The following is a 20,306-nucleotide window of genomic DNA, read 5'->3' on the forward strand; positions in this document are numbered from 1 at the left end:
TAATAGAGAAATTCGAGTAGCTCGAGTTTCTTGCTGGCATCATTTAAGATGTCAATTTTGAATCCGAAGATTCGTTTGTTCTTTTCACCGACGGGGTCGGCTCCAGAACTTTATTTGTTGACGTTTTGCTGTTCAGTTTTCAAGGTTCATTTGATTCGTTGTTCATCGCCTCGCTCAGAAGCAACTCTTATATAATACCATCTTGGTAACTTCATTGTCAATAACTTTTTTCGATATTCTTTCTTGCCTGTGCATCTCAGAAGCGCAAGGTATATAACTTAACATTTTATATAGATGTTAGTCAACAACCAATTATAATTTCTTTGTCGTCTTCGCTCTCTCGAAAAATGCGACGTTTAATAATATACCCTTTAATTCGATCGATTGCAACTTTTATTTCAAAAAGTGTTACTTGATGGATGTTACATTGTAGCGGTAATACATTTCGCCATTAGATGTATTTGAATATACGCTTCTGCCATGGTCATCGCATTGAGACTTTGCGACAATTTCACCTTCATTTTTTAAAATGCAGGTTTCGATTTAGGATCCATCTAAAATCTTGAAAAAGATGATTCATGATTCAGCGTTAATTAACATGGATTTATTAATACTGCCAATCTATTTTCTTAATTAGTCTGTATGCAATATAGACTGCTATCAATGTTAATAATAAGGGAATAGCTATCTGATATACCCAATTATTCCCCAAAGATCCGAGAATTAATTGAGTTAGATCAAATAGTAATGCAACACTTGCAAAGATAAGTATTTCAATGAATGGATATATGCTTCTGTATCTTATTGCAATAATAACCCCTATAACCACAATGCCTATACTAAAAAATATCAAAAGGATCGTCTCATTTCTTTGGTTTATATTTCACTGCGTATACTCTGGTCAAGTAAGTGAATACAACAATCCTATAAATTAAAGAACGGCCGCAAACGCTGTTAAATCAACGTTTGCGGCCATCTTCTTATTTCTAACCGTTTGAACTAAGAACGTCCCAGGAGGACGTATATATATGCTCTTAAACGTTGCTGTTACGGTGTTTACAACTATCTTGTGTTGTATTTGTGTTGCGTTTAAACTTATCCGATCCTATTCTGAACTTATCTGTATGTTTAATATCTATAAAAAACTTTCAACTAATGATCGTTCTTCTCCAACCATTCATTCAGCCAATCCATCTCTTCTTTTGATAATTCCGTGACATCTTCAGCTCTATTTATGACATTATGCCAGTTAGCATCTTCCCACTCTAAATAATCTTCCCATTCACGGATAGTTTTTTTCGCTTTCTCCGTTTCAATCTGTCGCTTTGTCTTAAAAGGAATTATCTCAGCCAATGTATACACCCCATCACAGCTTTTATATTCCTTCTATTTTATAGTAGTACACCTAGAGTAGCAAAATCTTCTTCAACTAAAGCACCCGTTAGTTTAAGTGTAACTTTTCACAAACATTTCTTCATTAATTTTTGAGAGAATGTCCTTGTAGGAGAGTAACACCGTTTAAAAGCTACAATTATTATTCTAATATTTCTACCCATATTGAATAATCTTTTTCAGGTATATTTAGAACATATTGAGTTATCTTCAGTTCTAGATTTTCGGATATGTCAATAAAGCCAGCTTCAATATAATTTCCTCCAGTTGCAATACTACGGTCTGAAGGTTTTCCAATTCCAAGCGATTCTAAGACAACCCAACCTTTTTTTTGTTTTTCAACAAGTGCTACAAAATATTGAGTTTTATTTTCACTATTATCACTAATTGCTCCTTCTCCTTCAAAAACATATATTTTTCTATTAACATTTACATCTGTTTCATGCATAAGTATAACGTTCATATTTTTAACAAAACCAACTTCTGATTCTAATAACTCTATTGCCTTATCAGGAGTATTTGAATACAAAACCTCTTCATCTGTACAGGCAACTAACAATAAACTCAATATAACAATTAGGAAGTACTTCATAATCCCACCCACCTTTTTTAAGTTCTTACTTCTTTATACGAACCAATTGGAATTAAGTTCAAAAATATTTATTGAACTAACCTGCCGCGTTAGTTCAAGAACATTGACATCTTAGTAGCTCAACGTTTTTCAAGTTACGCACCCGTTAACTACTTTATTTTTTTCTTTTTAATAAGCGATTTATTCCAACGACGAAAACAAGGATTGAAATCGGTAGAGTAATAAAATCATTTACGGGAGTAAGGATGCCAAAAAGAAATATTAAAACACCCAGAATTATTAAGCACATCCCCATGCAAATCCCCCCTTAAATAAGTAAAATCATGATTATATTTTACATTAAATAAAAAAACTATGTTAATTCTTACTGAACAAACCTGCTGCGTTAGTTCAATAAGTAAGATGAGCTGCTTAAGCAGTCACATGATCCTTCACTGTGGCACCCGTTATTAATAAGCAAATGCCTTTATCTAAGTAGTAATTTCACCAGTAATCCAACCTTCAATAAATATTTCCAATGATGAAGCAACCCACGTTCTGCTGTCATCTTCGTGGTTCCATCCATAAATATCTTCTGTTTGAATGCTACCATTTAATATTTTAAAGCCAAAAAGGTCACCGCAGCCGTTATCTGAAAAAAATAACAAGTGTTCAAATGGCATATAAATATCTTTATAGTCACCAAAGATTCTAAAAAACAAATTATCCTTTACTATTTGTGAAGTTGACCATATTAAAGGACAACAGAAACTATCGAAAACTCCATTCGTTTCACTATATAATGCATACAACTTTTTTGGTAATTCCACATTTAGTTCCTTTGTAATTTGAATTATTTCAGCAGTAGATGCCGGTGGTTTGAATGAATAATCTTTTGATATTGAACTTATATAGTTCTTCCACATCTATTTAACACCATCCTTAAAATCGTCTATGAGATAATAATTCAACACTACTAAAAGACATTCCTTCTTCCGCTAGACTGCCACGTTAGTGAAAATACTCCATATGACTATACTTCTATTAAGTTGGCAATAATCCCTTTATTATTACTCTCTTAGGGGGAATGGATTGTTATTGTCAAAAGCTTGGTCTTCGTTTGAAGCTGATAAACGGATAGAGGGTTTTTCACCACAAACGTTGAAGGCCTATCAGTTACAGTCTACGCTACTAATCGGTTATTTTAAGGATGTAGAGATGGACTTGCTGGATACGAATCAACTGAAGGAATATCTTGCTGTATCGGGTAAGCATTTAAAACCAGCCAGTCTTGCACATCGTATCCGCTTTCTGAAATCTTTTTTTCGTTGGTCTCATGAAGAAGGCTACCTGAGTAAGAATCCAACTTCCAAGATTAAAGAGCCCAAAGTCGGTAAGCGGATACCCAAGCATTTAACCGAACGAGAGATTGAACACCTTCGTGAATCCTGTCATACCCCAATAGAAAAAGCGATTTTTGAATTCATGTTTTCTACCGGTTGTCGAATTGGAGAAATAGTTGCGTTAGAAAAGAACAATATTAATTGGACCAACCAATCTGCGATCGTTAGAGGAAAAGGGGATAGGGAAAGGGAAGTTTATTTCAATACACGTTGCGACATATGGCTTAAACGATATCTTGAAGGACGGAATGACAATAATCCTGCCATTTTTGTAACAGCAAGGCAGCCACATAAAATGAGTGTCGCCCAAATGCGATACATCATCAAGCGAATTTCAAATCGTGCCGAAATCAATAAAGAGATTCATCCACACCAACTTAGACACAGCTATGCAACTCATTTATTGAATAATGGAGCTCCTATTGAAGTCATACAAAGTCTTTTGGGTCATGAGAAAAGTGAGACCACAAGGATATACGCTCAATTAAGCGGAAGGCTAAGGAAAGAGTATTATCAGAAGTACTTTTAAATGTGAGGAGCCATATCTTATCAGACATGACTCTACTTGACTAAAGCACCCGTTAGTTGAATGCTAAATCTATTTTCGAAACTGACAATAACAAGTGAAAGTAAATATTAGACGCTATAAAACAGCAGATTGAAAATGAAATAACATCTTCTAGATAGAAATTTGGGTTAAGTATACTTATAAAAACAACGCCAAAAAGTATACCGGCTAACGAATATGAACCTAATCCGAAAAAGTAACGTGTCCATTTTAAACTTTTGTTAAACATTGCAACCAACTTATCAATAAAGATCGAAAAAGGTAATCCTACCAGAAAAAAACAGGTCCAGCATAAATAATGGCTAAGGTAAACGTTTCTGAAAAACTGGAATAATAAACATTAGGTTCCCGTTGAAAATTGGGTACAAAGAAAAACCAAGAAAATATTGTTGCAAATAAAATAGCAGATAGTGCTGCTGTTATGAACCTTTTCATAATTTCGCACCTCCATAAACCAATAAAGGACTTAGTCAATTTACTTTAAATTCATTTTAGCATTCTTATTGAACTAACCTGCCTCGTTAGTTCAATAATAAAATTGATCTGTTCTAGTAGCCCAATGTTCTTCAAGTAAAGTACCCGTTAGTTTAAGTGAAGCTTTTCACAAACTAAATATTAATCGGTTTGCTTTTTAGCATTAGCAAAACACTTATTCTTTTTTACTTAAGTGAAAACGAGCTATTTCTTCGTTGCCCACCAATACAACTAAAGTTGCCTCGAAAGCGTTCTCTTTTAGTTTTCCTAATTGTTCTTTAGAAGGAGCGAAAACTTCCTCAGTTTCTTCGACGTAACCTAATGTGTATTTAAAAAAATATTGACCCACTGAATTAGGTTCAAGGACACTCCTAAAGGAATGTTCATAACGCAAACCCGCACGCTCGATACTATATTCTTCTGGACTAAAAATATTAAACCCCATTACTTCTTTTGATACAGTCAATAATTTTTCGTTTGGTTCAATTCTTACCATCAAATCTTCGTCTTCGTTTGCTTCTCCGACCTTCTTACTTCCTACGTTTTTAATTGAAAATGAGTAAGACAACGTCGCAGGTATAACTTCTTGACCTGCTTCCTCTCCTGTTTTTAAAATCATTGAACCTGTTCTTTCCTTGTCGCGGTAAATTTTCACTTCTTTATCTATAAGTTCTAAAGATGTTTTTGACGAACAAGCACTTAACATTGCCATTACTGATAGTAAAATCAAAAGTGAAATAAATCGTTTCAATTGTTTATCCCCCCCTCTTCGTTTTATGTCGTTTTTCATCAGCACCATTTATTGAACTAACCCCTTTAGTTCAATAAGAAAAAAGGCTTTACTCCTTCTTGAAGCACCCGTTAGCTTAACTCTGGTTACTTATGTTCACCAGGTATTACAATAACATCATAAATATCGTTAAAATCTGCTGCAGGCTCAATTAGTAGAATTTTATTCAACCCAAATTCAGCAATCTTCGTATCTATAACTTTCCCAATAGTTATACCAGAAGGATAAACTCCTCCCTTTCCTGTTGTAGTAACATTTTTGCCTATTATTTTTTCTATCTCAATTTGATATTTATTAAGTATTTTCATTTGAAGCACTCCATTGTCCCTATCGTATCCCTCGATAATACCTTGGAGTTCTTCATTGGTTTGTACACTTGCAGCTACATTGTTTAAACTGCCGGTTATTAGCTTAACAACGCTCTTATCATTTTCACTATCTTCCCCGTTTACTATCTTGCCGATCAGACCTTCTGATGTCATTACGATACCTGGACTATAATTAAATTCGGACGATATTATTAACTCCTCATACCATTGATCATATTCTCTTGAAAGAACAGTCTCCACCTCAGTTGGATAATTTAGTTCTTTGGTCAAATAAGTCTGGGTGTCTATAATATCTACTAGATTTTTATTTTCTTTTTTTATATCTGCTAACTCTAGTTTTATCGAATCAAAACTTGCTAGGCGCTCTTTTAAAATTTTATTTTCTTCATACATATCCAACACTTTTTGGGTATTTTCTACAATTCTTTTTATTTTAGTTTTATTAAAAGTGGGATAAATTAAAGCTAGTGCCAATATTCCCATTGAGAAACACAAGATAATTATTTTCTTTTGCAATTTCTTCTTTTCCCTTCAAACTGTTATTTGTTTAGTTCTCAAAATCCTTATTATCGGATCCGATTGTTGAACACAAGCTAAACAACCTTATTCAACTAACCTGCCACGTTAGTTTAAGTGATACCTTTCAAAATATTTAAATTTACCTTACCATAAAATACTAAAATTGAAAACGAACCTTCTCCGGTATCCTCGCTGCGCTCAAGAAAACCTCTTCCGTACTTTTCGCTATCGCTCACAAAACAAAAAAACGCTCAGCAATGAGCGTTGATATTAATTACTCTTATTGAACTAAAGCACCCGTTAGTTGAAGAACATTGTTGCTAAGAAACACTAATATCCAAAAGTTTCGCCTTCTTTTAAGTTCAAAATATGATTGTTAATCGAGACTTTATTATTGCTTTTCCATTCAACATTCACGTTTTCAATTCTTTTTTCATTATAAATTCTCTTCTTAAACCAAAGTGGTCCATTCAATTCTCCTCTTACCCCAAATGTTCCCGCTGCCCCTGCATCCCAACGATAGAAATCTATGGTATAGCTATTGTCTGGAGAACTCACCGTCTTCATATGTTCATTTGCTCCAAATGATGAAAATAAGAGTGTAAACGATAGTGCTAAAAAAAGTGCGATAGATAACAACAACGACAAGGTTATCGTTAACCAACTTCTTGTTTTTGTCCGCCAGTTTCTCTTATCTTTAAGACCTTTAATTCCTAAAATAAAGGCTAATACACTAATTATAAAGAGAATGTAATTTGGCGGTGAAATTAACCAGGCGTTGTTCATCTTAGAATATAGAGAATCTAAAGCTAGCCCTAAACAAAAAATTATTAAATAAATAGACCACAAGTTATATCGTTTTTCCAGAGAACTCATACTATCCCACCCCTCTACATAACGTTCATTGATTTAGAAAAGTTGCACAACATTGTTATTAAACTAAACTGCTTCGTTAGTTGGATAACGAAATTTTTCAGTATTCAGTATATTTTTGGCATAGATTTCTTATCTTACTTCTATATTTTTCTTTCAAATATCCAATTAGTAATTGTTTTAAAGGCGGAATTAACAAAGGCAATAAATTTATGCACTGTTGCTTACTCCTGTGCCATTTTTGGTTACCAATTCATCAATATCAGGTATACATATGTTGATTAAACAACAAAAACAGGGACACTCATTCATATGCGAATTGTGTCCCCGAACAATGTGTTTTTTATTGTTTTCTCCCCATCAACCAAACCCGTTACACGCAAGGATGGATATTTTTATGTTCACGATAAACGGGCATCTAGTAATCCGATTACCTTCTCTTTCACCGCATCCGACGTAATAAAACAACTAACTATAAAATACTTCCTCTTCCCGTGTATCTTCAGCACATATGCAATGCTTACCCCAGGTGTATAAACAGGATGGTTGGAATGAACTTCCTCGATTTCATACGATCGAATGCTATGCCATGGGACAAACCGTCCCTCGCAGATCACACCGTCATCCACGATTGCAAATAGATTCCAAGCTGGATTAAAAAATAGCAAAGGCACAATAAACATGGCGTAAGTATTCCACTTGATCACTTCGCTGTCATACAAATCATAAATTACCGTGATAATAAAAATGAGAAAAAAGAGACCTAAACCACAAATGCCTCTTAGTAAACTAGCAGCCACCGGCAAATCCAATGCTCTTTTCGGTTGTGCCCGAATCGCTTTCAAGTCTTCTTCTGTGACAGGAAAAACGACAGCTTGTTTCAATTTACTTTTGAGCCGATAGAACTTGAAAAGAACATATCCGAAGAGTAACAACAATACTACACTCACTATAATTTCCATCTGATACTTCCCCCCCAAGTTCAGAAACCACAATTCACACCGCTATTATTTGTTAGTTAAATGATCCAGCCGATTCATAAACCTGACAAGCCGGACATCCTCCCTTACTTCAAGTAGATGGATACCCGTATCACCTGTGGCAAATGCAACTTGACTATAGGCTGATTGAGAAATGCTTTCAAAAGATTAGATATCAGCTTATGGTCTAATTCCCCCTTACTCCCAATTCCAATATAAGTATAACTATTTGTTTTATCCATTTTTCACCTCTTAATTTTATCCTCTTATTGAACTAAACTGTCCCGTTAGTTTAAATCCAATAAGAACATTGAGCCGTCTCAGTAGCCCAATGTTCTTAAAGTAAAGCACCCCATAAAGAATTACTATTGTTCTAATATCCTTCTCAATTCATTAGTTTGCTCTTTAGAAAGGGCATAGTAACCATTTACACCGTCATTATATAAAATTGAACTACCGTCGTCTTGATAGTAAACATACAACCACATTTCGGCAATGCCTTCCTGTTGTCTTACAAGCGAGAAAAATGTCTCTGGTTCATCATCTAAGTCTTTCGGTTCTTCAACCTCCCTAACTTTTTTAATTAGTGCCCTCAAAGCTTCGATTGATTCCGAGTCCTTGATCTCCTTATCAAAACTAATTGACTTTCCTTTCTCATTAAAAGAAGGAGTGCCCACCTGAATCAATTCAGATGCTGAACAACCTGAAAACACTACTGATAAAGCTAAGATTAATGCCATCCAGATAAACTTTTTAATTTAAATCATCTCCCATCAATATAGTAATAATCTCTTTACTCGATATTTGTTCTTTAAATCCTTATTGAACTAACCTCCCTCTATAAACATTGAAGTATCAACGGTTACATCACTTCGTGATGTGAGGAAAATTATTTTTATGCTAATTTATAAACATAGATTTGAAATTATTGTTTTTATTACCAAGATGAGAGTACGCTTCGCTAAAACTAATGGAAAACATTAGCTTATATTACCACCATTTATTTGATGCACAATGGATCTCTGCGTTGCTTATGATGACGCACCCTCCCATGTCTCTTAGCGTCGGTGCGCTTACATTCCTTCGTTCGGTCTACTCATAAGGCAGAGGCCTGCTAAGCTGCCCCAGGGACTCTCGGTCTTAGTGTTAGTACGGTGCGGGCTTCTCCGTGTCATCCTTCTTGTCATAGATAGATCGATTTGAAATGTATTACGCTGCCACTGCGAGACAGTGGAGATCGTTCATCATATGCCGCTCATTGAAATGAACTTTCTTCTTACAAATTCCATGTAACACTTTCAGTAATTTACCGCATAGCACGACCATCGATTGTTTTCCCCGTAGGGGATTTTGTTGGCGAGTCGTGTAGTATTCATGTAGCCGTTTAAACGCTTCATTGTGCCTGATTAGTGGAACGATGACTTTAAATAGAACATTCCTTAACCTCTTCCGGCCTCGTTTAGAGATCTGTTTTCGTCCCTTGTGTTGTCCAGAAGAATTTTCACGTAATGTTAATCCCGCGAGTTTGATGAGTTGGCGTGGATCTTCATAATGTGAAAAGCTACCGACTTCTGAGAGTAGATCAACGATTGTAGCATCCCCTAAGCCGAGAACAGTGGAGAGGTATAGATACTCTCCTGTAGACTTAGCCAACTCGGCTAATTGGCTATTTACCTCTTCTATTTCTTCCTCTAACAATCGGTACTGACGGATGAGCGTGGCGATTTCGAATCGTGCCATCTGCGATTCTTCCGTCACCCAGATAGATTGGTTGGCTACATCAACCAGAAGTCTTGCCTTTGGTAATTGTGGTGCTCTCATCCCCTCTACCTGACGGTAGAGCAAGACTAACTCTTCAGCAGTCTTTCCTACGATGTCCTGTGGCAAAGGTGTTTTCTCAAGTGTAGCGATTGCCATCTTCCCGAAGGTCGGATAGACCTGTGTAAACTCCGGAAAGTACCGATCAAGCCAGCGAATGATCCGGTTCTTGAGGCTCGACAAGTCTTCTGTCATCTTTGAACGAAGTGTAGAGCCAATTCGCAACTCTGCCTCAATATCCTTAAGGATGCGAGGATAGCTGAAACGCCCGTCCTTCATGAGCCGAGCAATGACGACTGCATCTTTCTTATCGTTCTTCGTCTGTAAGTTATCATCAAGTTCCTTTGACCGCTTGACGTGTAGTGGGTTGACCATTACAAGCGGGATTCCATAGGAATCCAAGAAATAAGCAAGGTTCATCCAATAGTGGCCGGTAGGCTCAATCCCAACGATAACATCAGTTTTTTCATGTACTTTCATAGCACGAAGTACATTTTGATATAATGCTTCAAATCCTTCTCTGGATTGATGTACGGCAAAGGCTTTCTCAAGTACACGTCCGCGGTCATCTACGAAGCATGCGTAATGAGTACTCTTAGCGATATCCATGCCGACAATTAATGTGTTTTCCGTTACTTGATTTAGCTTTTCATTCCACTTAGAATACATAGAGTAGTCCTCCTGTTTGATGATGGGTCAATTCCACGTTGACACTCAGCATCATACAAGAGGGCTCTTTTTCTTTCAAGATGGTGCAAATCCTTCAAACAGGAATGCTGCCCCGTTAGTTAAATAAGACTTTCATTAATTGGATTAATTTATGGCAGTTCAGCAATGGCCGAATGCTGAATAATAAAGCTTCAATTTTCTTTGAGTTAATCTAGCCTGGGAACTCCTTATAAGATATGATCTCTAAAAATAACTATAATTAACAGGAATAAAATAGTAAGAATTGAAGCGAAAACTATTTTATTTCTTTTTAAAAGGGCTGTTATAACTTCAAACATATCTACTAAAACTTCTAGCAATAATTTCGCCTCCAGTTAATTTGAGTTGTGAAAAGTCGAGTAAGGTTAATTTTCAGGTGTGTATTTCCTTATTGTAGGTGCGGGATATTACGCAACATTCTATAGACCCTAGAAGCACTGCCATTTGTCGATGTGTAATATTGATCTTGTTCTATATTGTAAATATAAATATCCCCGTCATATTCCCAGATTTTCACCTTAAATGGATTACCGCTTTCTTGCCTCACTGTCATATCGAATGCAGGGGTGTTGTAAGTAGGTGGAGTTGATAAGAGTTTTAAATGCTTAAATAGTTGTTTTACCTCATTTTCAAAGGTAGAGTCACTATCTATTTTTATAGAATTCGATATAGAAGTTGCTTGAAATGTTTTATCTGATTTAGATTTTGCAAGCAGTATTTCTTTCACTTCAATCTCCACACCTGCTCCAGTTTGATTTACCTCTTCTCCACCTATGTAGGTGACTAATAATAAAGTAGCTATTAAGGCACTCATAAGTGATATAACAGCAAGCTTAAACCGCTGTCTTCTTTGATAATTGTATTTTTTATTTTCGGACTGAAGTATAATATTACTTAATGTTTTTGATTTCATTTCATTTGACCGACCGACTTTTTTTAAGTGGTCAAAGTATTTATCAAATTCATTGGGATTCACTAAATCTTACCTCCTTCTTTATTAAATCTTCTTTAAGCTTTATCAGTGCTCTAGAAGTCATGGATTTCACTTTATTCTCAGACCAATTTAATATAATTGCAGTCTCTCTTATTGAACATTCATTTATCTTTCTGAGAACAAGTACTTCTCTGTAATCTTTTTTTAAATTTTGCAAAGAAGAATACAACGCCTTAATCTCTTCTGATTGCACTATTGCTTCAATTACTGTTTTATTTTCCGATTTAACATTATTTATTAAGGCATCATGATTAAAAAAAGTAACCAGTTTCTTTCTTTTTAAATAATCTAACGTAACATTCCGCGAAATCTTGAAAACCCACGTATTGATATTAGACTTGAATTTAAAGGTATGAAGATTTTTGTATACTTTTATGAATGAATCCTGTGTCAAGTCTTCAGCTACATGGGGATCATTAACCATGTAAAATATATATCTGAATACGTTATCTGAGTATTCATTGTAAATTGCAGTGAAATCAATCCCAGATGAGTTAGTCACTTTTTCACCCCCTTCTTTAGATTAGACGATTCGAAACAAGAAAAGTGCTATATTTCCGAAATTAATAACCATTAAAAAAAAAACGCTCAATTGCTGAGCGTTCTTGTTTGCTATTAGTACTACTAATTAACCAATTAAAACAATTGTTATTAGGTTGTTATTTGCATCGTTTTTCGAAAATCCGTTTTTCTTATTGAACTAAACTGCCTCGTTAGTTAAAAAGGCTTTACTCCTTCTTGAAGTAAAGCACCCGTTGTGAAAAAAATTATAATTTCACTGTCCAAATTTTATAGATAATTTGAACGTTTATTTCTGTTTTTTCTGTACAGACATCGACTTATATATTGTTATAAACAGCCCATTGAGGAAAAAGAGATGCAAAATATTTAATTACCTTCTCATCAAGTGTTGCATATCCTACATTATTTTTATTACTAAAATAGGCAACAAAATCTGGATATAATGCTTCTGTCCATTCTTTAACTTCAAACTCCGAATCAAAAATACGGTTATCCTCTTGATGTCTTCCATTTATCCATTTAACATTCTCGATTGATTCTACCTCATTTCCAAGTTTCTCAATCTCTATTATGCTAACCTGCCCCTTTAGTAGAAGAAAAAGGGTGCTTAACCCCTAATTGAAGTAAAACACCGTTAATTAAACAAGTTGATGCTGAAATAATTTTCTGCAAGTGTATTCATTTCGTCCGGCTTTTCCACAACAGTCCAATGACCGCAATTTTCAATTTCAATTAATTTTGCATGTGGTACGTACTTTATTAATAATTCTTTAATTTTTGCAGGTGTAATAATATCATGACTTCCCTGAGCGACTAGAATTGGTATTTCAGATAATTTATAGATTTCGCTTTTTAAGTCATAGTGCTTTTCAATATCTTCTCCTATTAATTGATTGACAAAGCTATTCATACTGGACTTCTCTTTCCTTTTTAATGTATCGACTGAATAAACGTAGTATGGGTCTAAAATATTTAAAATATCTTCATAGGATCCAGAACCTTTTTTCATTTTTCTATCTGCCTTAAAAAGATTTATTTTATCCTTCAAGGATATTTTTTTCAAAAGTTCTTTTTCAAAGCTTTTATATCCTTTTGCCGAAACCCCTAAAGCAGCTGTTAGAAGTATTCTATTAACTCTTTCCGGGTAGGTAGTTGCATAAAGCAAGGCAAGCATAGAACCCCAAGACTCTCCGAAAAGGTTCATTTTTTCCAACTTCAATTCTTTGCGTAATAATTCTAATGTCTTTACTTCATCCATCATGGAGTATGTATTACTTTTAGCGTGTTCTGATTTACCGCAACCCCTTTGATCATATAAAACAAGTTTGAACTTTTGGGCTAATGGTAAAACGTGAGGAAGAAAAAAACGATGCTCACTTCCAGGACCACCATGAAGGAAGACGATAGCTTCTCCGTCACCAATAATATTGACATGAAGTTTTTGACCTTCGATATTAATAAAATCTACTGGTCCCTTTAATTCATTAGCCATGTTTTACCTCCTACTATTCTTGATTCTATATTGTTCTTTAGATCTTTCCTTATTCAACTAAACTGCTGCGTTAGTTTAAGTGAAAACTTTCACAACTCTTAACTTTATATTACCATAAATCTTACAACTCGGCATAAATTTATTCGACGTCTCCAATTTGTTTGCAAATTGATGTGCTAATTAATGTGTTAAATCCATTGAAGTGTTGATGTAGCAACATAAAAAGAGACACTAATTCATATGTGAATTGTGTCTCCAAAATAGATTGTTATTTAATGTTTCTTCCCCATCAACGAACCTTCAATAATGAACAACTCTCATACCGTCAAGGTTATTCACATATAGTGAAGGCTTTGAAGCTACCTTCGTCATTAAAATCTGTAATCAGAATAACTTCATCAGAAAAATACTGAACGCTCTCTGCTTTGTTCCCTAACACAAGAGAAAGCACATTAAAATCCATATTCTCCTTCTTCCTAATAAATGATTTGATAAACGACTCTTTTAAGCTGTCCTCTCCGTCTGTTATAAAAATGAGATCAGATCTCTTAAATTTACTGTCCTCGATAATCGAAACTGCTTTAGTTAACGGTAGGTTGAAATCTGTTCCTCCACTTAAAAATGTTTGTGCTAATTCAATCAGATCTTTGGTTTTTATCTTTCCTTTCTCAAACACCCTTACATCGGTGCGAGTGGAAAACAAGATCAAACAAAAATCCCTCTTTTGTTTTTTAGCAATGGATAATAGCGCAAGCGCAAATCCTTTAGATTGTGAATCAAGTTTACGCATGCTTCCCGATTGATCAAGGCAGAGAACGATTGGACCTTTGCCAAGTGTGTCTTTGCCGCTTTGCTCGAACATCATCGTTTGTTTTTCAGCAAACCGCCGCAAGAAATCAATTTTGGTTGCAGGGTGTCTGTACAAGCCCAGTTCAATCGGTAATAACCTTTCAATGTCATCCCCTGTTATCACACCTTTTCTCTCGTTGCCTTCAGTATATTTCGACTTCTGCTTTTTGATTGCTATCTGTTTAAAACGTCCAGCCCATTCAGCGATTTCCAACATTCGTTTATCAAAGGCAATTTTCTCAGCCAATGATATCTGGTCACGAAGGGGTACCTTCTTCAATTCTGCTTCACCGCTGCCTGAAACAATTCCACCCATCAAAGATTTAAGGTTCGATTTCACTTGTCTCGTTTCTTGTGCAGCCTGAGACATTTGCACTGAAAAGCTATGACTATTATTTTGGAGGGTTTGCTGAATTTGACTGTCCAATCCAGCCATTGCTTGAGATAGGTCGGTTTGTAGCTGCTCATTACCATTTCCGACCCCTTCCTGCTGTTCCTGTTTCTCAAGTTGTCTTTGCATCGCTTGAATCTCTTGCAACTGTTTTCGAAGTTCGCTATCCTGCATCTTTTGGTCAGCCAACCATTGATTCGTCTTCTCCCCGAATTTCACAGTGCCGATGGCTGACGATAAATCATCCAATCGGGTGAAGTTACGATAGTTTTGGAATGACTCGTCCTCCATGATTCTCCCCATCAATGATTTATTGACGCTCAAATCGGCAGCAACCTCCTCTTTCGTGATTTCCGGTCTCATCTTATATAAGGAGGCCCATATGTCAGCCAATAGAGGTTCGAATGTTGGCAATTCCCCTTCATCCTTTACCTTCTGGATTCCTTGGGACATACTATAAATCTCATTGAAACGTCTTTTGTCATAAGCATCTGTATTCAACACTGAGCGATTTTCAATATTTGTTTTAATTCCGTTCATACCGAACACTTCCCTTCAGATATTTAATAGATGCCGAAGGAATACCCTCGACATCTAATTTACTTCCTTCAGTTTTTTCATACGGCATCTTATCTCTTCTATTAATAAGAGGCTTAAAAGTCTATTGGTTCCAAGATGCTGTCCAATATTTCCTGCTGCATGGATTTTAATTGATTCAGTACTGGATCAATATCAGTTTTCCGGCTCTGATTATGTTTGGATAGTTTATTCAAATCAACTACCAAGGCTTTAAGTTTCTGAGTAGCTTCCATTCCAGCATCAGTTGAATTATCTTTCAGCATGGAATTAAACACTTCCTGCGCTTCGTTTCGAATGGTTTCAATGGCCCTCGTCACGACATCTTGAGCATGACTACGGACAATCAGTGATATTGTGTCTTTCTGATCGACCGTTTCCCAAAGGGCATTTTCAAGAATTACAATATCATCAACCTTTACGAATTGCCGCTGATTGATCAATGCCTTCGCTTGTAGAACACTTAATGACTGCTTGAAACGTCTATCCGAGGGACGAATCCCTTCATCCCTTAATTCCATACGGATTTTGGACAGGGTCTCGTAAACTTCTTCAGGAATGGCTACCATATCCGTAAAGAACTGTAGTTGTACCAATTCTTCCATCGTCATGGACGGCATTGGCTGATGTTGTCCTTCCCCCTTCATCATGGAAACGAAATTCGTTTCATCCGCAATATAGTCAATTTCAAATCGCAATAGGAATCTATCGAATAGAGCTTCAAGGCCCTCTCCCTCTTCTGGATACTCATTCGAGGCGCCGATGACAGACATCAACGGAACCTTGACGGGCAATCCATTATTATAGAAGAGCCTTTCATTGATAAGGGTCAAAAGACTGTTTAGAATGGCACTGTTTGCTTTGAAGATTTCATCCAGGAAAACGAGATTCGCCTCGGGCATTTTGCTTGATGTATTACGCTTGTATACGCCCTGTTCAAGATCCTTTAGTGATAACGGACCGAACACCTCTTCAGGTGTACTGAACCTTGTAAGCAGCCACTGGAAGTATTCTGTACCTTGCACTATCTTTGCGAGCTCTACTGATAAAGCCGACTTAGCAGTACCAGCCGGACCAATCATCAACATGTGCTGCCGTGATAATATGGCGATCAAGATTGCCTCTACTTCATTTTCTCGTTCGAAGAATTTTGCATTCAACGCATTTTTGATTTCCTCTAGCTTTGAAAAATTGTTTGTCATTATTTATCCATCCCTTCATTTCTTCTTAATAATGAAGAAGGAAGCAGAATTGATTTTCCAATCCACGCTTCCTTTTATTCATCCACGCTCATCGTTTACCTGTTGATAAAACAAGTAACGCCTGTTCTTTTAATCGCAACTCATGTTCTTTAAGTTCATTCGCACGTTCTAATTCATTGGAGATTTTCTTTAAGTGCTCAACTATGTCAGTTACATCCTTTTCATAGAATTTCCTACCCATCATCGTCTGAAAGAATTCAGGCATTTTATGCTCCTCCTTTTCAGGATAAATCCGTAACCATCCGAGTAATTTCGGAACGGATCTTCATGATTTTCTGTTCAAGTTGCATTGCCTCGTCTTGAACGATTCCTTTATAATTTTTATAGTTCGATATGACAGAGTTCGCATTTTCAATAATTTCTTTCACTTGCCCTTTTCTCAGACTTCCGCTTGTTTTACAGTCGTTTAAAATGGACTCCAAATGCTCATTCAATTTCGCATTGACCATATTACGATTGTCGAATGTATTGACAACTGGAATCTTAAACCCTTCGCTATTTTCGAGGGATGATGTGAATTTAACCAACTTCGCCAATCCTTCGGTGTGCGAATCTGGAACGAAGTATATTCCTCCATTTGGACGAACAGGTGTAGGTGCAAGAGACTGCAGAATTTTATTGACCATAACCCTCAATTGCTGGGCTGAATAATTATCCTTATAGATATTGAATTTCTGCTCAGCTTCCAAGCATAGCTCTTTAGCTGTCTCATTCTCGGATATGAATGTGATGGATTCATTCTTCTTGTCTAACGTAATCACACCTGCCTTGCTGTTGTAATCAAGCCTCTTTCCCGCCTGATTCACTGATTCAACAACAATATTCCGTTGCACATAATCCTTGTCCGAAAATACCTCCCTGATCAGATAATTTTCAAATACTCCCGTCTGTGATGTGGCTTTTCGCGTCTCTATCTCTTTTGTTGCGCGTCTAAAAGCGTCAGCTGACCGAATGGCATTTGGCATCCACTCTTCCTCCAAACCCGACTGAATCAGGCGTTCTTTTAGGTCGGCCGTTTTAATCAATTGTTTCCCTACACTGAACCACATGAGATGACCAAGTATTCCCTCTTGGTTTTCATTTTGAACTGCTGTCATGTTCTCAAGATTGATTGACATGATAATCAACATCCTTTCAGTTTTTATAAAATAGAAAAACGCATTTTGAATTAGCTCATGGCTAAACTAAATGCGTTTTAATATTGCCCTGTAATTTTCCTGCGTCTTATATACCCCTCTCCCTCGTTTAATTCTTTAATATAAAAAAGCCGATAGAATCCAACATGGATTCAATCGACTTTTAAATATAGTTCACACTACTAACACAATAAACGTGTAATATATCTGCCTAACGGCATTGTTTTGACGAAACGTCTGCCAAACTCCACAAAAAGGGGAATTAAAGGCTAATAAATTCGTGTCGAGTCTCTTTCCAACAAATGCAGGAAGTATAACGACTTTCATTCTAAGAAGACAATGACTTAATAATTTGAACGCTATACATACAGACTAACAAAATCATTACCTTGTCGCAAACTCGAAAAAATTATGAAAGGACTGAAAATCAGTAACTACCAAATAGTTGAAGGTTGCACATTGGGTCTGATTGGCCGATGGAGTTATTCATCAGAAATATAAAGAATGAAGGACCCCCCTAGAGGGCTTTTCATTAAAGCAGCCAGCAATAGTAAGAGATGAACATATAATAAAGTAACTCTTCTTTAATATACATTTCATTACTTCGCAGGTGGAAATGGAAGTGTACACTCTTCTACGTAGCCTCCAGAAAAAACATCATCAACATATACATGTTTTCATACGTGAATGTACCGTCATCATTGGCTTAATAGACATAATTTCTTCATTGACTGTTAGGTCTTCGAATATTGGAATAACGGTATTATCCTCAAGGTTCATGTCATAAAGTTGACCACCTTGGGTCACGGTACCAGGAGCGAAACCAGCAATCACAATAGGCGCTCTTCATCAATCCATTCTACATATGTGTGCATTGTACTCTACTGTACTTCACTCCCTTAATATTTCATTATGTACCAGGAGTGAAATTAAAATGACCACCAAATGGTGGCCGGCAATTACACATTTTTATTCTTTAGTTTTTCAAGCAGAAGGTAATATAATTTAATACATTCAATGTCTTTTTCCGAGAGTCGATACCATTCCCCACGTACTTTTTTACTCTTGAAAAAGTTATGGCAATTAGTTTCTAATAGGTAATAATCATCCGAATAAAATTTAAAAACAACTTCCAAATCAAAAGGTGTACTAATTTGTAATGATTGAACCCGTCGTTCCACATCGGTGGATCTTCCTATTTTTACTAAACCGGTTTGGGCCTCCCTAATAAAATAGATATATCCTCCGTTTGTTTCGCTTTTTTTAGCCTTTTGAAGAATACACTCTTCGCAAACTAAAGATGTGGCCCATCTTCCTCTGTTATGCTCTCTTCTCAAACTTCCCTTCTTAACAATGATGCCACATTCATCACATACCTCCTCCGTAGTGACATCGACAACTTTCCAGTTATTGTCTTGATGTGTGCTTCTAAAGCTAAACATAAATTCTTTGATAAACCTTTCTAAAATATATTTTATTTCAGTTCTAAAGTCTTTCCATACCAAGTAGCGATCAGTCGTATAGTTTACAAAAGAATTAAGACGGTTCGAATCGCAAGCCAATATAAGATTCTTTTGGTAAAAGTAATTTTTAGGACTGATGTAATCATCGTTCATGACATAAATCATAATGCCTTCTTGTTTTTCGATTATATACTTAGTCCACCAATTATTTTCATTAAAGTATGTTAAAGCATCTATTTCCTCTTTATTTAATCCTTTTTCTAACAAATATTTATGAGGCATAGGGTTTCTTAGGTCTTTATCGGAGTAACAGTCTATAACTATCCATCTAGCCAATACCATCATTCCCCTTCTAATCGAGATAGATATAGTATTGAACAATTAGTAGATAATTATAAGTTAATGATAGTAAACTCTATTTAAATATTTCTGGACAAATAAACGTCTGTTAATGGTCAACTTCTCGGAGCAACGATTATTTCCGAGATCGGTGAGATTGATCGGTTTAATCATCCAAAGAAGCTGGTAGCGTTCGCGGGAATAGATCCGAGTATCTTTGAATCCGGCAGATTCAAAGGGACCGTAAACAGGATAACCAAAAGAGGATCAAGCAGACTAAGACATGCCCTATTCATGGCCGTCAAATGTGCAATCCGGGACAGCCGCAAAATGAATACTACTGATGATGTTATCCCTCGCAACAAGAAAATGCGGGCGTTCTACGATAAGAAACGTGAAGAAGGATAACCTTTTAAAGTAGCTGTCATCGACTGTCCAAATAAGCTTTTACATTGGATTTATGCCCTGTTAAGAACCAATTCTACTTTTGTAGATATCGCGTAAGAAACAATAACTAAATAAACAAAGGACTTCCAATTCCATAGAGGAAGGTTATTTGATATACCCTTTTTTAGTATCGCAAGAAGTATTTCATGTTTCATTGAAAATTGTTGACAAACTATTAGCTGGTTTAGTTCAAAGTTAAGCTTATTCAACAATCCCACCCATTAATTGAAGAAGAAACTATAAGTAAATATAATTAATGTAATGATAAGGGATTGCGCGAAGGATATTAACAAATCATTTTTCCAATAGGTTTTGGCGAATAAGCTAAAGACTCTCCCTATAATAAAGCTAAAAAACCATATGCTTAAAAACAGATATATAAAACCCAAAAGAACCCCCCCTTGCCTATT

19 protein-coding genes and 1 pseudogene are annotated in these 20,306 nt (G+C 35.9%); 2 read left to right on the plus strand and 18 right to left on the minus strand.

What is annotated here, in order from left to right:
* Window positions 1–1,152: 1,152 nt before the first annotated feature.
* The 3 genes from AB1K89_RS06845 to AB1K89_RS06855 form a co-directional block, all read right to left on the minus strand.
* The gene (locus AB1K89_RS06845; protein WP_413054028.1) at window positions 1,153–1,353 is read right to left on the minus strand and encodes a hypothetical protein; all 201 of its coding nucleotides are present in this window, start codon (window positions 1,351–1,353) and stop codon (window positions 1,153–1,155) included.
* 181 nt (window positions 1,354–1,534) lie between these two features.
* Entirely contained in the window at window positions 1,535–1,984 is a 450-nt protein-coding gene (locus AB1K89_RS06850) for a hypothetical protein (protein ID WP_413054029.1), read from the minus strand.
* Window positions 1,985–2,454: 470 nt separating this feature from the next.
* The gene (locus tag AB1K89_RS06855) at window positions 2,455–2,889 is read right to left on the minus strand and encodes an SMI1/KNR4 family protein (RefSeq protein WP_413054030.1); all 435 of its coding nucleotides are present in this window, start codon (window positions 2,887–2,889) and stop codon (window positions 2,455–2,457) included.
* A gap of 166 nt (window positions 2,890–3,055) precedes the next feature.
* Between AB1K89_RS06855 and xerA the strand changes: the two genes are divergently transcribed.
* Window positions 3,056–3,895, plus strand: coding sequence for a site-specific tyrosine recombinase/integron integrase (gene xerA / locus AB1K89_RS06860; protein WP_413054031.1), 840 nt, complete (start codon window positions 3,056–3,058; stop codon window positions 3,893–3,895).
* A 688-nt stretch (window positions 3,896–4,583) separates the two neighbouring features.
* Here the strand turns inward: xerA and AB1K89_RS06865 are convergent.
* From AB1K89_RS06865 to AB1K89_RS06935, 15 genes are all read right to left on the minus strand, one after another.
* Window positions 4,584–5,159, minus strand: coding sequence for an LptM family lipoprotein (locus tag AB1K89_RS06865; RefSeq protein WP_413054032.1), 576 nt, complete (start codon window positions 5,157–5,159; stop codon window positions 4,584–4,586).
* A gap of 125 nt (window positions 5,160–5,284) precedes the next feature.
* On the minus strand, window positions 5,285–6,043 hold the full coding sequence (gene mreC, locus AB1K89_RS06870; protein WP_413054033.1) for a rod shape-determining protein MreC: 759 nt from the start codon (window positions 6,041–6,043) through the stop codon (window positions 5,285–5,287).
* Window positions 6,044–6,376: 333 nt separating this feature from the next.
* Window positions 6,377–6,922, minus strand: coding sequence for a DUF5412 family protein (locus AB1K89_RS06875; RefSeq protein ID WP_413054034.1), 546 nt, complete (start codon window positions 6,920–6,922; stop codon window positions 6,377–6,379).
* 398 nt (window positions 6,923–7,320) lie between these two features.
* A complete protein-coding gene (locus AB1K89_RS06880) occupies window positions 7,321–7,881 on the minus strand; it encodes a hypothetical protein (protein WP_413054035.1) in 561 nt (186 codons plus the stop codon).
* A gap of 383 nt (window positions 7,882–8,264) precedes the next feature.
* Window positions 8,265–8,639: a hypothetical protein gene (locus AB1K89_RS06885; RefSeq protein ID WP_413054036.1), complete on the minus strand. Its 375-nt coding sequence runs from the start codon at window positions 8,637–8,639 to the stop codon at window positions 8,265–8,267.
* Between the two features lie 469 nt (window positions 8,640–9,108).
* On the minus strand, window positions 9,109–10,386 hold the full coding sequence (locus AB1K89_RS06890) for an IS110 family RNA-guided transposase (RefSeq protein WP_413054037.1): 1,278 nt from the start codon (window positions 10,384–10,386) through the stop codon (window positions 9,109–9,111).
* A 427-nt stretch (window positions 10,387–10,813) separates the two neighbouring features.
* Complete coding sequence (locus AB1K89_RS06895) at window positions 10,814–11,401, minus strand: hypothetical protein (protein WP_413054038.1); 588 nt, start codon at window positions 11,399–11,401, stop codon at window positions 10,814–10,816.
* Window positions 11,388–11,921, minus strand: coding sequence for an RNA polymerase sigma factor (locus tag AB1K89_RS06900; RefSeq protein ID WP_413054039.1), 534 nt, complete (start codon window positions 11,919–11,921; stop codon window positions 11,388–11,390). The genes AB1K89_RS06895 and AB1K89_RS06900 overlap by 14 nt, the downstream gene beginning before the upstream one ends.
* Before the next feature lie 654 nt (window positions 11,922–12,575).
* Entirely contained in the window at window positions 12,576–13,433 is an 858-nt protein-coding gene (locus AB1K89_RS06905; RefSeq protein WP_413054040.1) for an alpha/beta fold hydrolase, read from the minus strand.
* Window positions 13,434–13,764: 331 nt separating this feature from the next.
* Complete coding sequence (locus AB1K89_RS06910) at window positions 13,765–14,997, minus strand: vWA domain-containing protein (RefSeq protein WP_413054041.1); 1,233 nt, start codon at window positions 14,995–14,997, stop codon at window positions 13,765–13,767.
* Window positions 14,998–15,326: 329 nt separating this feature from the next.
* A complete protein-coding gene (locus tag AB1K89_RS06915) occupies window positions 15,327–16,451 on the minus strand; it encodes an AAA family ATPase (RefSeq protein ID WP_413054042.1) in 1,125 nt (374 codons plus the stop codon).
* A gap of 88 nt (window positions 16,452–16,539) precedes the next feature.
* The gene (locus tag AB1K89_RS06920) at window positions 16,540–16,716 is read right to left on the minus strand and encodes a hypothetical protein (protein ID WP_413054043.1); all 177 of its coding nucleotides are present in this window, start codon (window positions 16,714–16,716) and stop codon (window positions 16,540–16,542) included.
* 16 nt (window positions 16,717–16,732) lie between these two features.
* Window positions 16,733–17,629, minus strand: coding sequence for a DUF6744 family protein (locus AB1K89_RS06925; protein WP_413054044.1), 897 nt, complete (start codon window positions 17,627–17,629; stop codon window positions 16,733–16,735).
* 678 nt (window positions 17,630–18,307) lie between these two features.
* A complete protein-coding gene (locus tag AB1K89_RS06930) occupies window positions 18,308–18,481 on the minus strand; it encodes a DUF4652 domain-containing protein (protein ID WP_413054045.1) in 174 nt (57 codons plus the stop codon).
* Window positions 18,482–18,606: 125 nt separating this feature from the next.
* Window positions 18,607–19,446 carry a GIY-YIG nuclease family protein gene (locus tag AB1K89_RS06935; RefSeq protein ID WP_413054046.1) on the minus strand — a complete coding sequence of 280 codons (840 nt, stop codon included), beginning with the start codon at window positions 19,444–19,446 and terminating at the stop codon, window positions 18,607–18,609.
* A gap of 117 nt (window positions 19,447–19,563) precedes the next feature.
* Here AB1K89_RS06935 and AB1K89_RS06940 point away from each other — a divergent pair.
* Window positions 19,564–19,953, plus strand: a pseudogene (locus AB1K89_RS06940) (transposase); the annotation flags it as partial.
* Window positions 19,954–20,306: the final 353 nt, after the last annotated feature.

The organism is Sporosarcina pasadenensis (genome assembly GCF_047228845.1).
Taxonomy (GTDB): domain Bacteria; phylum Bacillota; class Bacilli; order Bacillales_A; family Planococcaceae; genus Sporosarcina.